We start from the raw sequence: 15,031 nt of genomic DNA, 5'->3' as shown, positions 1-15,031 counted from the left end.
TGAATTAAGGGGAGGATACACACATGAACAGAAGCAAGAAAAGTCTGGCTGTCGTACTTGCCATGCTGCTTACGTTTACTCTGGTGCTTAGCGCCTGCGGCGGCAAAGACAGCAAACAAGGCGAGGGAACGTCCGATAAGCCGGTAGAACTGATCTGGTACACCATCGGGACTCCGCAGAAAGACACGGACCGCGTCATGGAAGAAGTCAGCAAGTACACGAAAGAGAAAATCGGCGTTACCGTCAAAATGAGACAAATCGATTTCGGCGACTACTCGCAGAAGCTGCAAGTTATGGCCGCTTCCGGTGAGCCGATCGATATTATGTTTACCTCTTCGTGGGCATTCGATTATGTCCAGAATGCAAGAAAAGGCGCATTCCTGGCGATCGACGACCTCTTGAATAAACAAGGCAAAGGCATTAAAGACGCGCTCGACCCGGCGTTCCTCGAAGGCTCCAAAGTAGACGGACACAACTACGGTATTCCGGCTAACAAAGAGCTTCCGGCACAGGAAGTATGGCGCTTCAACAAGAAGCTGCTCGACAAGTACAACCTGGATATCACCAACGTGAACACGCTGGAAAGCCTGGAGCCGCTGCTCAAAACGATCAAGGAAAAAGAACCGAACGTATTCCCGCTGGCGGCGGACAAAAACTTCGGTCTGTACGTTCCTTACGACTACGTTATCGAAAAAATGCCGATGGCCGTCAAGCTCGACAGCACGGACCTGAAAGTAGTCAACGTTTTCGATACACCGGAAATGAAACAGGCGCTGCAAACGATGAACAAGTACTATAAAGCCGGCTACATCCCGACTGAAGCGGCTACACTGAACTCGCTGAGCGACGTTCAAGCAACGGGCAAATGGTTCGCGGACAAAGCGACCAACCAGCCTTTCGCCGACAACCAATGGTCCGCAAGCTACGGATATCCGGTTGTATCGACTCCGGCCGGTCCGTCCAACATTTTCAACTGGTCCGTAATGGGCTCCATGCAGGCGATCTCCGCCAACTCCAAATATCCGGAGAAAGCGATGGAATTCCTGAACCTGCTGAATACCGATCCGAAGCTCCGCAACATGGTGGACTCCGGCATCGAAGGCGTGCACTACAAGAAACTCGGCGACAACGTGATGGAAAACCTTCCGGATGCGAAGAACTACGACATGCCGACCTTCTCGCTCGGCAGCGTCATTATTACCTACCTGAACAAAGAAGACCCTGCCAACAAGTGGGACGAGTTCAAGAAGTTCAACGACGCGGGCAAACCGGCTCCGCTGCTCGGCTTTAACTTCGACACTTCGAAAGTGACAACTGAAATCGCCGCCGTACAGAACGTGAAGGAAGCTTTCTGGACTTCACTGATGACCGGTACGGTAGATCCGAATCAATACCTGCCGCAAGCTAACGAGAAAATGAAAGCTGCGGGTCTGGATAAAATTATGGCGGAAGCTCAACGTCAAATCGATGAGTGGAAAGCTTCCAAGAAGTAAGAGAATCAGAATCGGATTAGGCGAATGTTTCCCGCATTCGCCTGATTTTTTATGCTCGCGAGCGTTACCGGCTTCGAATTATTTCTCAAAAGGGGTGATAGGGTGTGACAAGGATTACGAATTTCTTCAAAGACATCAACAAAAATAAAGCACTCCTTCTCATGGTACTGCCAGGCACGATCTGGTTCCTGTTCTTCTCCTATCTGCCGATGGCAGGTATGGTCATTGCGTTCAAACAATACCGGTACAGCCGGGACGGCTTCTGGGCCAGCATTATCGAAAGCAAGTGGGTCGGCCTGCAAAACTTCAAGTTCCTGTTCAGTACGAACGACGCTTACATCATTACGCGCAATACCCTGCTGTATAATTCCGTATTTATTATCGTCGGCCTGGTCCTTTCGGTCCTGCTGGCTATCGTTCTATCCGAAATCGTCAATAAACGGCTCGCCAAAATATATCAGACCGGCATGTTCCTCCCGTACTTTCTGTCCTGGGTCATCGTCGGCTATTTCGTATTCAGCTTCCTCAGCTTCGACAAAGGTCTCGTCAACAAAGTCGGCGCCATGTTCGGCGTAGATCCTACCCAGTGGTACAACAACCCGACATACTGGCCGCTGATCATCATTCTGGTGTTCCTGTGGAAGTCCGTCGGCTACAACAGCGTCGTTTACCTGGCCGCCATTATGGGGATCGACAAGTCCCTCTACGAAGCAGCCATGATCGACGGCGCGAGCAAATGGCAGCAGATCATCCACATTACGATCCCGATGCTGAAGCCGCTGATGACGATCCTGACGCTGCTGGCGATCGGCCGCATTTTCTATGCCGACTTCGGTCTCTTCTACCAGGTTCCGAGAGATTCGGGCACGCTCTACTCCGTGACGAACGTTATCGACACGTATGTATACCGCGGCCTCAAAACGACCGGTGAAATCGGCATGAGCACCGCCGCAGGTCTTTACCAGTCTCTGGTCGGATTTGTTCTCGTCATTACCTCGAACTACATCGTACGCAAATTCAACAAAGAGAATGCCTTGTTCTAATAGATCAGCATGTGAAAGGGGGAATTGGCTGTGCAAGCCCAAACGAGAAAAAAAAGCCGCGATTTTCATCAGCTCCCGACCGTCTGGAACGTTGTCTTTAACCTGATTGCAGCCTTGTTCGCTTTTGCCTGCGTCTTTCCGTTCCTGTTCGTTACGATCATCTCCTTCACGGATGAAACGACACTGGCCGCCAACGGCTATCAGCTTATCCCGGAAAAATGGAGCCTGGAGGCTTACCGCTATTTGTTCAAAGCGGGCGACCAGCTTCTCCGCTCGTACGGCGTGACGATTCTCGTCACGATTGTCGGAACCGTCATCTCCGTCATTATGACGGCGCTGTTCGCTTATGCCATTTCGCGTAAAACGTTCAAATACCGCAATTTCTTCGGATTTTTCGCTTTCTTCACGATGCTGTTCAACGGCGGTATGGTACCGACTTATATCGTCGTGACCCAGCTGCTCGGAATGAAAGATTCGCTGTGGGCGCTCATTCTGCCCTTGGCGGGGAACGCCTTCTACATCATGATTATGCGGACGTTCTTCAGCACCTCGGTGCCGGACGCGATTGTCGAATCCGGTAAAATCGACGGCGCGGGCGAATTCCAGATCTTCTACAAGCTCGTCATGCCGCTGGCTCTGCCCGGCATGGCGACGATCGGCCTGTTCAGTACGCTCGGCTACTGGAACGACTGGTTCAACGCGCTTCTGTACATCGACGATCCGAAGCTGGTTCCGCTCCAATCGATGCTGATGCGGATCGAGAACAGCATGCAGTTTCTGCTGCAGAACACGAACAACCCGTCGCTCGGGATGGGCGTGCTGCAGTCGCTGCCGCAGGATACGTCCCGGATGGCGATGGTCGTCCTGGCGACCGGACCGATCATTCTCGCGTATCCGTTCTTCCAGCGTTACTTCATTCAAGGCCTGACGATCGGCGCCGTGAAAGAATAGATGGACCGTGCGTCGCGTTCCGCACGAATGCTTCGAAACACGCGACTCGGTGTTACCCGCACGTAATGTATACCGCGCGTCGCGGACCGGTCAGCCGGAGGCGGAAGGCGCTCCCGGCGAACCGGCGGGCGGGCATACCCCGTCTAATTCCGGGATCGTACCCCGGAAGCGGCACATAACGGCCCTGCCTCCTGCGGGGCCGCTCGTGCTTCGGGAGCGGGAGCGGATACTCCGCGCCGGATGCCGCTTTTTGCCTCATGAGAGCAGAAGTGACATACCGGGTCAAAACCTACACATATAAGAAACGAGATAGATCAGGTAAACTAGCAGACAATCTGGGAAATTATTGGAGGAACCGAAGCCATGGAACAATTCAGACTGCCCAAAATTCCGATGCCTAAGCTGGAGCTCCCGCAGGCCATCCAGGAAGTATTGAACGAAGCCGAAGAGAAGCTGGCGCACCGCCCGAAGCTGCTTCAGCTTTTCAAGAACTGTTTCCCGAACACGCTGGAAACGACAACGAAACTGATGGATGACGGCACCACCTTCGTCATTACCGGAGACATTCCGGCTTCCTGGCTGAGGGATTCGGTCGAGCAGGTGATCCAATATGTGCCTTTTGCCAAAGAAGACAAGGATTTGCAGCGTATTATCGGCGGCCTGATCAAGCGCCATATCGCTTACATTCATATCGATCCGTATGCGAACGCGTTCAACGAATCCGCCAACGACTGGCACTGGAACACCACCGACATTACAGACATGTCCCCGTGGGTGTGGGAACGCAAATTCGAGCTCGATTCCCTCTGCTTCTCGATGCGTTTGGCTTACACGTACTGGAAAGAAACCGAACTCACGGACATTTTCGACGCGGGCTTTAAAAGCGCGATGCGCAAAATCGTCGAGCTGTTCAAAACCGAGCAGCGCCACTTCGAACAGTCTCCTTACCGTTTCACGCGCGACAACGGCATTCCGACCGATTCGCTCCGCAACAGCGGGCTCGGTATGCCGGTCAATTATACGGGCATGGTCTGGTCCGGCTTCCGTTCCAGCGACGATGCCTGCGACTTCCATTACAATATTCCGGCGAATATGTTCGCCGTGGTGGCACTCCGCCACATGCAGGAATTCGCCGAGTGGGTTTTCCGCGATATGGAGTTCCTGAAAGAACTGAAAGACCTTGAAGCGGATATCGATCACGGGATTCAGCTGTACGGCATTTACCGGCACCCCGAATTCGGACCGATTTACGCGTACGAGACGGACGGCTTCGGCAACTACTGCCTGATGGACGATGCGGGAACGCCGGGACTTATGTCCATTCCTTACCTCGGATACGTGAACGCGGACGATCCCGTTTACCAGAACACGAGACGCTTCGCGCTCAGCAAAGAGAATCCGTTCTACTACGAAGGCACGGCGGCAAAAGGAATCGGCAGCCCGCACACCCCTCCCGGCTATATCTGGCATATGGCTTTGTCCATGCAGGGACTGACCGCAACTACGGCCGAGGAGAAGCTGGAGATGATCGCCATGCTCGAAGCGACCGACGCGGATACGGGCTTTATGCACGAGGGCTTCAATGCCGACGATCCGAACACGTTCACGAGAACCTGGTTCGCATGGTCGAACAGCCTGTTCTCCCAGCTCGTGTACCGGGCGATGAAGGACGGACTGCTATGAGCGTGAATCAGCCGGTCGTTCTTTTCTATGATCCGTCGTTTCCGATAAGCACCGCAGAACAAGCAAACGTGAAAACAGGCCGGCAGACCGTGCCGGCTTCGCGGCAAGAGACCCGGCAGCCGGACGCAGGCTCCGGTGCGGGATTGACCGGCGCTGCCGGCGCCGCGCTCCAGACCGATACCCTGGCGGGTATCGGGAGGTTCGTCAGCGCCGACGGCTTGGCCGAAGCCCTGGACGAAGCGGCCGGCGGCTGCTTCGTGAACCTGCACGCGCCATACTTCCCGAAGGCGGCGTGGCCGGCCATTCTCGGCTTCCTGACGAGAGGCGGAAGCCTCATCTCCGTCGGCGGCGCGCCGTTCAAGCATCCGGTACGCCGCGAGGGCGGCGGCTGGCACGTGGAAGCCGAGCAGACGGCTTACCACCAGGAGCTGCACATCCACGAGGCGCTTCGCGTGGACGCATCATCCGCAGCGGGACTGTCCGCTTCCGACACGGTCCCTCTGCTGGCGGGTCAGGAATCGCTGTTTAGTGTGACGGACACGTGGAATCTCGTGCCGCACGTCACCAAAACGAGCGATCTCCCGCATCAAATGGGTTCCGCCGGACCGATGAACACGCAGATTTATCCGCTGCTCAAGGGGATTACCGCGGAAGGCCGCGAAGTGTCGGCCCCCGTCGTGCTGTGGGAAAACTCGCGCGGCAAGTTCGAAGGCTCGCGCTGGCTGTTCGTTAACCAGCCGCTCGGCTCGACATTCTGGGAGCAGGGCGGCGCCTCGGCGCTGAAGCAGTGGACGGAATTTTGCGCGGCGGGCGTGACCGAGCTGTGGCTGAAGCCGAATTACGCGTCCTACGAGGAGGGCGAGCGTCCGCAGCTTACTTTGCAGACCCAGCGGATGACACGCGCAAGCGAAGCATCCCGTGCGAAGTTGGCGGAGAACTGGACGTTCTCCATCACCGTGGAGCACGAGAGCTCCTCCGACCGCTGGACGTATGAGCTTCAACAGGAGGTTACCGGCGAATTCGGCCTTGTCCGTATCCCGGTGACGCTCGACATTCGCAGCGGTCTGTACCGGGTGGAATGCCGGGCCGAATCCGCTGGCGGTGAGCTCCGCATCCTGCGCCAGGGTTTCTGGGGCCTGGACGCCAAGCTTCTGGCGGAAGGCGAGCCGATCGGCCGGGACCGCGACTACTTCATTCAAGACGGCAGGCCGCTGCCTGTCGTCGGCATGACCTACATGACTTCCGACGTGGCCCGCAAGTTCCTGTTCCTGCCCAACGCGGCGGTATGGGACCGCGATATGGCTCAAATGGCCCGCGCGGGCATCAACTGGATCCGCACCGGCATCTGGACCGCCTACCGCAACATTATGCAGGTGGACGGCCACGTGTCGGAGGATGTGCTCAGAGCTATCGACGCGTTCCTGATGACGGCCAAGAAACATGGCTTGCAGGTCACGTTCACATTCTTCTCCTTCACGCCGGAAACGTGGGAAGGCGTCAATCCTTACCTCGATCCGCAGAGCGTGGAAGCGCAGAAGCGGTTTATCCGCTCCATCGTTTCGCGCCACCGGAATACGAAGAACGTGGATTGGGATCTGATCAACGAACCGTCCATGTTCGAGCCGGAAAAAATCTTCTCCGACGGCCCGCGCTCCTGCCGCGATCCTTTTGAGAAAAGGGCCTTTACCCAGTGGCTCCGCGAGCGCCACGGCACGATCGAAGCGCTCCAGGAGCGCTGGAACATGTCTCCCGAGCAGCTTCCTGATTTTGAGGCGGCTGTCGTGCCGGAAGCCGGGGAGATCAATTTCGATGTGCAGGATATGCACCGCGGCAAGAAAGGGACCCGCTGGTTGGATTACTGCCTTTTCTCCATGGACATGCACAACCGCTGGGCCAAAGAGCTTTACGAGACGATCAAGGAACAGTGTCCGGATCATCTCGTGACCGTCGGGCAGGACGAAGCGCTGGGAGCGCAGAGACCATCGCCGTTCTTCTACGAAGAAGCCGTCGACTATACGACCGTTCACTCCTGGTGGCTGAACGATCAGCTTCTGTGGGACGGCATTTTCACCAAAACGGCGGATAAGCCGAATCTCGTCCAAGAAACCGGCATCATGTACGTGGAAACACCGGACGGCCGGGCGAAACGGACCGAGACGGAGCTGCGGAACCTGCTGGAACGCAAATATGCCTACGCGTTCGCGACAGGCGGCGCGGGGGCTGTCCACTGGATCTGGAACACGAACTTCTATATGGATAATGCCAACGAATCGCATATCGGGGCTTTGCGGGCGGACGGCACGGAGAAGCCGGAAGCGGACGTTTCTTATGACTTCGGAACGTTTATGGCCGGTATCCGCGATTTATTCCGGGAACGGAAACTGGAAGATATCGTCGCCGTTTTCCCGTATTCGAACGATTTTTCGAACCGGAAGCTGGCCTTCGAAGCCACGACCCGGCTGACGCGTGTGCTGGCTTACCAGCTTAACCAGCCTTTCCGGGCGGCATCGGAGTATCACCTGGATGCGCTGGAGCAGGGGCCGGTCAAGCTGATTATGCTGCCGAGCGCCCATAATGTGGACGATCAAGCGATGGCGGAGCTCGTGGAGTTTGTAAAACGCACAGGAGCCGTGCTGCTTGCGACAGGTCCGCTGGGCATCGACGCTTACTGGAGAGAGACGGACCGCCTGGACGATGTATTGGGCAGCGGCAAGCTCGCCAACGTGCGGCGGGAAGAAATGCTGAACATTGGCGGCTCCGTCCAGCCGGTTTCATTCGGACAAAGACGCATCGCGGAAACCGTCAAGGAAGTTCGACAGAACGGTGCGGCCGAGGGAGACGGCATCGGCACGGCATCCGCGCCCGGAACCGCAACCGGCGTAACGGGACAAGAAGCTGACAGCCCGCAAGGCGACCCGGTTGTGGATATACCGCTGGGCAAGGGCCGCCTGATCTGGAGCCCGCTGCCCGTCGAGCTTAACGAGAGAACCGAAGCCGTGGCCGAACTCTACCGGTACGCCCTTGAGGCGGCCGGCTGCGAAAGCGGTCTGGAATGGCGCCGCGGGGGTAATCTGCCGGGCGTTTACGGACGCAAAATCAGCTTCAAGGAAGGCTCGCTCTTCGTGTTCGTTTCCGAATTCGCTTGGGACGCCCCGGTGGAAGTGAAGGACACGGAGACCGGCGCGGTCTACTCCTTCCTGCTGGAGAAAGAGCGGTCCGTTCTTTTCGCGGCCGATTCGGCAGGCAAGCTTCTTGCCGTTTACCGGCCGGACGAGGTTCAAATCGTCGCAGACAGCGAATAAGACGGGAGGGAGCGTCAGGGTACGTTTGCACGTACCTGCGTTATCCTTGACCCGTCAGGCAGTCGCTTGTTTTTAACTAATGACAATTATGCTGGAGAAAGCTCTGCCTCGATGCGGAGCTCTCCGGCCCTTTTTTCAATAGAAGATCTGCAAACAAACGGCATCACGACAAAGAAAAGCCAGGAGGCGAATGATCATGAGCAAAAAAAGAACGGCGCACATCATTTCCCACACACACTGGGACCGCGAATGGTATCTGCCTTACGAAAAGCACCACGTCCGGCTCGTGAAGCTGGTCGATACGCTGCTGGATAAACTGGATGCGGGCCCGGATTATAAAAGTTTTTATCTCGACGGCCAGACCATCATTCTCGAAGATTACCTGCAGGTTCGTCCAGAGCAGAAAGAGCGTTTGGAGAAATACATCCGCGAAGGGCGCATTTTTATCGGTCCCTGGTACATTCTGCAGGATGCTTTTCTGACCAGCCCCGAGGCGAACGTGCGGAACATGCAAATCGGGCACCAGGACGCCAAAAAGTACGGACAAATATCCAAAATCGGTTATTTCCCGGATACGTTCGGCATTTACGGGCAAGCGCCCCAGATTTTGCGGCAGGCGGGCATCCGCAACGCGTTCTTCGGACGCGGCGTGAAGCCGACCGGCTTTAACAACACCGTATCGGATTCCGGATACGAATCGTCGTTCTCGGAGCTGATCTGGGAAGGAACGGACGGCTCCAAGGTGCTTGGCGTCCTGTTCGCGAACTGGTATTCCAACGGCAACGAAGTGCCGGCCGGAGAAGAGGAAGCGAAGGCGTACTGGGCCCGCAAGCTTGCGGACGCCGAGAAGTACGCGTCCACGGGCGAGCTGCTGTTTATGAACGGCTGCGACCATCAGCCGATCCAGCTCGACCTGCCCGAAGCGATCGAAACGGCACGGAAGCTGTACCCGGACACGGAGTTCGTCCATTCGAGCTTCGCGGCTTATCTGGAGGCGCTGGGCGGCAGCGTGGAGCGCGAGCTGTCCTCCGTCAAGGGCGAGCTGCGCAGCCAGCGTACGGACGGCTGGTCTACGCTCGTCAACACGGCGTCGGCCCGCGTCTACTTGAAGCAGATGAACCAGGAAGGCCAGGCGCTGCTTGAAAAGGTAGCCGAGCCGCTCGCTTCCTTCGCGCATCTGCTCGGAGAGCAGTACCCGCATCATCTGTTTACGTATGCCTGGAAAACGCTGATGCAGAACCATCCGCACGACAGCATCTGCGGCTGCAGCGTGGACGAAGTGCACCGCGAAATGGTGACGCGGTTCGAGAAGAGCCGCCACGTGGCGGAATCCATCGTGGACGACAGCAAGCGTGCCATCGCCGAAGCGATCGACACGAGCGTGTTCGCGGGATTCGGCGAGGATGCCCTTCCCGTTGTCGTGTTCAACACGACAGGCTGGGAACGCACCGGCACCGTCTCCATCGAGCTTGATGCGGCGCGTCTGTACTTCCGGGAAGGCTATTCCCTGGAAGAAACGGCAAGCCGCATGAAGAACGTGGACCTGTCGGGCCGCGTGCTTGTCGACGCGGAAGGCAAGGTCATCCCGTGCACGGTGGAGGACCTTGGACTCCTGTTCGGCTACGACTTGCCGGACGATCAGTTCCGCCAGCCGTATTCGTGCCGCAAGGTGAAACTGACGTTCGAAGCGCGGAACGTTCCGGCGCTCGGACTCCAGACCTACGCGTGGGTGCGCAGCGATAAGGCGCCGTCCGCGCCTGCTTCCCTGTTCGCAGGCGAACGCATGCTGGAGAACGAGAGCCTCAAAGTCGAGATCGCACCGGACGGATCGTTTGCGCTGACCGACAAGGCGAGCGGACGGACGTACCGCGATCTCGGCGTGTACGAGAACACCGGAGACATCGGCAACGAGTACATGTACAAGCAGCCGGAAGGCGAAACCGCGCTGACCACGAAAGGTCTTCCCGCACAGGTTCGCGTGCTGGAAGACACGGCTTTCCGCGCTTCCGTGGAAATCGTCCACGAGTGGGAAATCCCCGTGTCCGCAGACGAGACGCTGGACCGGGAGCAGCGGGAAATCGTGTATTTCCCGCACCGCAAAGCCCAGCGTTCCACCGAGACCGTGCCGATGGTCATTCGCACCGTCGTCAGCCTGGACCGCGGAGGCAAGGGCGTGGAGCTGTCCGTCTCCTTCAACAATCAGGCGAAGGATCATCGCATCCGCGCGCTGTTCCCGACGGACCTTCAGGCAAGCTCTCATGCGGCCGATTCCGTCTTCGAAATCGCCCGCCGGGACAACGAGCCTGCGGCTGAGTGGGAAAACCCGAGCAACACGCAGCATCAGCAGGCGTTTGTCGATGTGAGCGAGGCACAGGCCGGTCTGACCGTCGCCAACCTCGGCCTGAGCGAGTACGAAGTGCTGCGCGACGGACGCAACACCATCGCCGTGACGCTGCTCCGTGCAGTCGGAGAGCTCGGCGACTGGGGACTGTTCCCGACACCGGAGGCGCAGTGTCTGGGCGAGCAGACGGCCCGCCTGATGCTTATTCCACACAGCGGTGACGGCGTCATCTCCGGCGCTTATGCGCAGGCGTACCAGTTCCAGATCCCGTGGACCCTCAGCCAGACCGGCGTGCATACAGGCGCCGTTAAGCCTGTTTACGCACCAGTCCAATGGGAGGGCCGGGAACTGGCCTTCTCCTCGCTCAAAATGAACGAGGAGTCCGGAGACATCCTGCTGCGCTGGTTCAACATGAGCTCGGAGCAGGCAGAGCTGCCTGTCCGCACCTCGCTGCCTCACAGCGGCTTCTACAAGAGCACCATCATGGAGGAAGCAGGGGAGGCGATCCCTGCGGAGGACGGCGCTATCCGCGTGTCTGTCGCGCCTCATGAGATCGTGACCATCGGGCTTCGCCGTTAGAAGAGAAATCAAACAAATCGGGCAGACTCCGGCTTTTAAGGCCGGAGTCTGCCCGATTTTATTTTTGTCCTTAAAGAACGGTCCGTTACAGATCCAGTTACCTTAATGGAGGATGTCTGCGGGTATATGGTGTTTTTATTCGGCAGCCATTGCGTCTGCTTTCGTTCTATGAATCGTACCGAATGGATGCTCAGGCGGCGCATAAATAGAATATAGCTTAAGTGGTGTATGGCCCGTATTGGTTACATTGTGCCATTTACCGGCGGGTACCATGATCGCGTATTCATCGTAAACTCTTTTTTGAACATTTAAATGATCTTTAGTATCCCCCATTTGAACGAGACCTTGACCCTGTTCAATACGCAAGAATTGGTCAGTTGTGGGGTGAACTTCTAAACCGATGTCTTCTCCGGGGTTGATACTCATCAGCGCGACTTGTAAATGATCTCCTGTCCATATGACAGTGCGATAAGTATTGTTTTGCTTTGCGGCCTCGTTAATATTCACGACAAACGGTGTTTTTCCATAATCTTTTAACTCGATTTTGCCGTTTGTGTTCGAGGGGTGCCGATGACCAAATCGGTCTGCATTCTCTAATTCATGTGGAATAGCCCGGTCCACAGGTTGTCTGGCATAGTTATACGCGGGTGCGTTAACGTAGTATGGATATGGAAACGTATTTCTGGCGTAATACATGGAGTTTCCTCATTCCCTTCACAGAATTATAAAATAGGGTATTCATATGGCTTGGGCATGGGTACTCTTACTACTAAAAATACCCCCAACCGGTTGACACAACCGGGGTGCCTCATGAGATCGTGACCATCGGGCTTCGCCGATAGAATAATAAAATGATTAAAGCCGGAGCGCTCTGCTCCGGCTTGTTCTTTTTGCATCTCGTCAAATTATTTCTTGTTTTTCATCTACATTCCAGCTCTTTTGTAGCTTCCGAATATAACAGATTTGACCAATGTGATATGCATTATGAGTTGATAAATTTCCAAGTAACTCCCACCACTTGGCAGCCACTGGAAATCCGGTTACATCACTTTCGACTTTTTCTTCAGTAAGTAGATCTTGCCATTTTAAAAGCACATCTAATAATTGATCTTTTAAATCAGTGAATTTTTTGTCCTTAGGAATTATAAAACTTTTATTATTATTTCCTATGGAAGGCACGGTATTGACATCAGATTTTTGGTACCTGGTTTGCCATGTTTCATTCCAATAAAGTAAATGCTGCACAATTTCAGCGATACTATTGCTATCTTCACTAGGTTTCCAAAAAGCTGCTTCCTCGGACAAATTTTCGACTGCAGCTGAAAATGGTAGGTACCAACTAGGGTCATTAGCATTTGCCAATAACTGATCGGATAAAATATCTTTTACATGAAACATACTTCCCACTCCTCCTTACTAATATGCGGCGACCTGCTAGTATTCATGTTGAACCAACGTTCACCGTTAATTCAATGGCAAAATTCTATTCTAGTATTATTTTCCCATTGAACCTGTCGCGCCTCATGAGATCGTGACAGTTGGGCTTCGCCGATAGAATACTAGAAATAAACAAAGCCGGAGCAGAGCGCTCCGGCTTTTCTTTTTGCTACGAATAGTTAAGCAAGCAAATTGTGCCTGACTTAAAATATAGTAGGCATTATTGTGGAAGGGGTCAGGAAACAACTTTTATCTTCTTACGTTAAAATGAGTGTTCTACCTTAGTTCAACTGCTCGTACATGGTTATTTGTTTTGTTAATTGTGAGGATTATACGGTGTGCAAATCGTGAAAAATAAGCTAAAGTCTCGGAAGTGAGAAGCTCGTCGCTAAAAAGCCAGTTTTGAGGAACTAGAATTATGTTTCCCTCATAATCGAGATGCGTCTCTTTGAAGAACTTCCATAAGGAATCATTCATCTCGTCAAATTCCACTTTGCAGAGGTTGCGAAATTCTCGAATCATTATTTCAACATTTTCGCAATCAAGTATTCCCTTTATTTGCGAACCGAGATCTTTCCTCATATAAAAGTCAAAAACAATCGGGTTAATTAGCTGCATATTCCCCTTCTTGTCTTGAAAATAGTTTTGAGTCGCCAATTTAAGCTCGCTGAGTCTGATCATCGTAAGTTCTTGATTTTCATAGATACCTTGAACGGTATTAAAGTGGCCTGCCACATGATTTAAAATGTAAGTTTGTATCTCCGGTGTATGAATCGGAACCTGGTAGCACAACCCTTCCTTCTTCTTAAGAAATGGGCAAATGATCCACTGCAGAATTAAATCGTCTTTAATTCTATTCCATGCAGGTGAATTAGTAGATGGTAGGGTTGATATAGAAAAATCAGGTTCATCAATTTCTTGGTAAATATCATTTTCGGGTTCCTGAATTGCACTGTACCAAAGCATATGGTTCTCCTATCCAACAAAAGGGCGGTTAACTGGTACTAAGGTGTTTTAGCATGTTGCTCAAAAGTGGTAAAAGCCTATTTATTGAACTAATATTTCCCGTTAGCTTAACGAAACAGATTAATATTCTAATCGACATTGGTCCATGTTCTTAACCTTTTCAGCTATGGAGTTAAGTTCTTGCCCTTGGTCGGAAAAACTAGTTTCTCATTCTGTGAACCAAAAACTGCGCTGGTTGCTTCTATGAAAGATAGCATGATTGGTGAAAGCCACTTGTCTTTATGCCACAACATCTGTGTATATACCTGCAAGTCCGGAATTTGCCATGGGAGGACAACAAGTTCTCCGCGTTCAACTTCGGATTCCGCGACGATCTCAGGAAGAAAGGCAATACCGATTCCTGAAATTGCACATTGTTTAATGGCTTCAGCACTTTGAAACTCTAAATATGTAATGCTATCAATGCCCTCTTTCTCAAATGATCGATCAAACATAGTTCGATAAGGACAACCCTTTTCATTCGTCAGGAATACTTCTCCGTGAAAATCTTCCAACTGAAGCACAGTTCGTTTGGCGAGCGGGTGATCTGGAGCAGCTAACAATCGGAAATGTTCTTCCAGCAAAGGTTCCACGGAAAGTCCACTCGAGCGAATGGGTTCATCCAACATATAAACAATATCCGTGGTTCCCTCAAAGAGCGTTTGCTTGAGCTCTTGATTCGGAACTGAGCGGAAGATTAGACGAACTCCCGGATGCTGCGAACGAAACCGTTGGAAGACAGGTGGAAGCCGGTAGGAGCAAATAACCTCATTCGCACTTATCGTTAATGTACCACTTAGTTTTTCATTATCATGGACAGCACTACGAGCTTCGTCCATTTTTTCAAGAACGCCTTGGGCGTGTGTTAAAAAGCGTTTACCCGCAGTTGTGAGCGCGAGTTGCTTGCCCAACCGATCAAAGAGACGAACACCTAGCTCATCTTCCAATGCTTTAATTTGCATCGTGACGTTGGAAGGAACATAGCTCAGCACTTCTGCTGCCCGCGTGAAATTCAATGTTGTTGCAACCGTACAAAACGTATTCAGTTGACGCAATTCCATCCGATGCTCCCCCTTCATCTTTCAATTTTATTGAATGCTATCTTGAATTCTATTCACTTTTATTGAGAGTATCACAGCTCTATACTGAGCACAAGAGATCACAGTGAACATGTGGTTTTTCATTTTGAAGGGAGCG

The 15,031-nt window shown here is 53.5% G+C and carries 10 protein-coding genes; 6 read left to right on the top strand and 4 right to left on the bottom strand.

The features are described 5' to 3' along the window. The first annotated feature begins 23 nt into the window (after positions 1-23). The 6 genes from AC58P5_RS21660 (at position 24) to AC58P5_RS21635 (ending at position 11,392) form a co-directional block, all read left to right on the top strand. Positions 24-1,493 (top strand): ABC transporter substrate-binding protein, encoded by a 1,470-nt coding sequence (locus AC58P5_RS21660; RefSeq protein WP_497390226.1) that lies wholly within the window; start codon positions 24-26, stop codon positions 1,491-1,493. A gap of 161 nt (positions 1,494-1,654) precedes the next feature. Then, the gene (locus tag AC58P5_RS21655; protein ID WP_497390425.1) at positions 1,655-2,536 is read left to right on the top strand and encodes an ABC transporter permease; all 882 of its coding nucleotides are present in this window, start codon (positions 1,655-1,657) and stop codon (positions 2,534-2,536) included. Between the two features lie 30 nt (positions 2,537-2,566). Beyond that, entirely contained in the window at positions 2,567-3,487 is a 921-nt protein-coding gene (locus AC58P5_RS21650; RefSeq protein ID WP_009673528.1) for a carbohydrate ABC transporter permease, read from the top strand. A gap of 363 nt (positions 3,488-3,850) precedes the next feature. Further along, on the top strand, positions 3,851-5,170 hold the full coding sequence (locus tag AC58P5_RS21645) for a glycoside hydrolase family 125 protein (RefSeq protein ID WP_497390224.1): 1,320 nt from the start codon (positions 3,851-3,853) through the stop codon (positions 5,168-5,170). Continuing rightward, the gene (locus AC58P5_RS21640; protein ID WP_497390222.1) at positions 5,167-8,472 is read left to right on the top strand and encodes a beta-galactosidase; all 3,306 of its coding nucleotides are present in this window, start codon (positions 5,167-5,169) and stop codon (positions 8,470-8,472) included. The genes AC58P5_RS21645 and AC58P5_RS21640 overlap by 4 nt, the downstream gene beginning before the upstream one ends. A gap of 196 nt (positions 8,473-8,668) precedes the next feature. After that, positions 8,669-11,392: an alpha-mannosidase gene (locus tag AC58P5_RS21635; protein ID WP_497390220.1), complete on the top strand. Its 2,724-nt coding sequence runs from the start codon at positions 8,669-8,671 to the stop codon at positions 11,390-11,392. Positions 11,393-11,527: 135 nt separating this feature from the next. On the opposite strand, the gene AC58P5_RS21630 is transcribed toward AC58P5_RS21635, so the two are convergent. From AC58P5_RS21630 to AC58P5_RS21615, 4 genes are all read right to left on the bottom strand, one after another. Continuing rightward, a complete protein-coding gene (locus tag AC58P5_RS21630; protein WP_497390218.1) occupies positions 11,528-12,088 on the bottom strand; it encodes a cupin domain-containing protein in 561 nt (186 codons plus the stop codon). A 204-nt stretch (positions 12,089-12,292) separates the two neighbouring features. Next, positions 12,293-12,790, bottom strand: a complete 498-nt coding sequence (locus AC58P5_RS21625; RefSeq protein WP_497390216.1) for a DinB family protein — start codon at positions 12,788-12,790, stop codon at positions 12,293-12,295. 315 nt (positions 12,791-13,105) lie between these two features. Beyond that, positions 13,106-13,795: a hypothetical protein gene (locus tag AC58P5_RS21620; RefSeq protein ID WP_497390214.1), complete on the bottom strand. Its 690-nt coding sequence runs from the start codon at positions 13,793-13,795 to the stop codon at positions 13,106-13,108. A gap of 164 nt (positions 13,796-13,959) precedes the next feature. Continuing rightward, positions 13,960-14,895 (bottom strand): LysR family transcriptional regulator, encoded by a 936-nt coding sequence (locus AC58P5_RS21615; protein WP_256872278.1) that lies wholly within the window; start codon positions 14,893-14,895, stop codon positions 13,960-13,962. Positions 14,896-15,031: the final 136 nt, after the last annotated feature.

It is taken from the genome of Paenibacillus sp. JT31N7 (genome assembly GCF_059692095.1).
The sequence above is the reverse complement of the archived record's forward strand: the minus strand, read 5'-3'. Positions and strand labels throughout refer to the sequence as shown.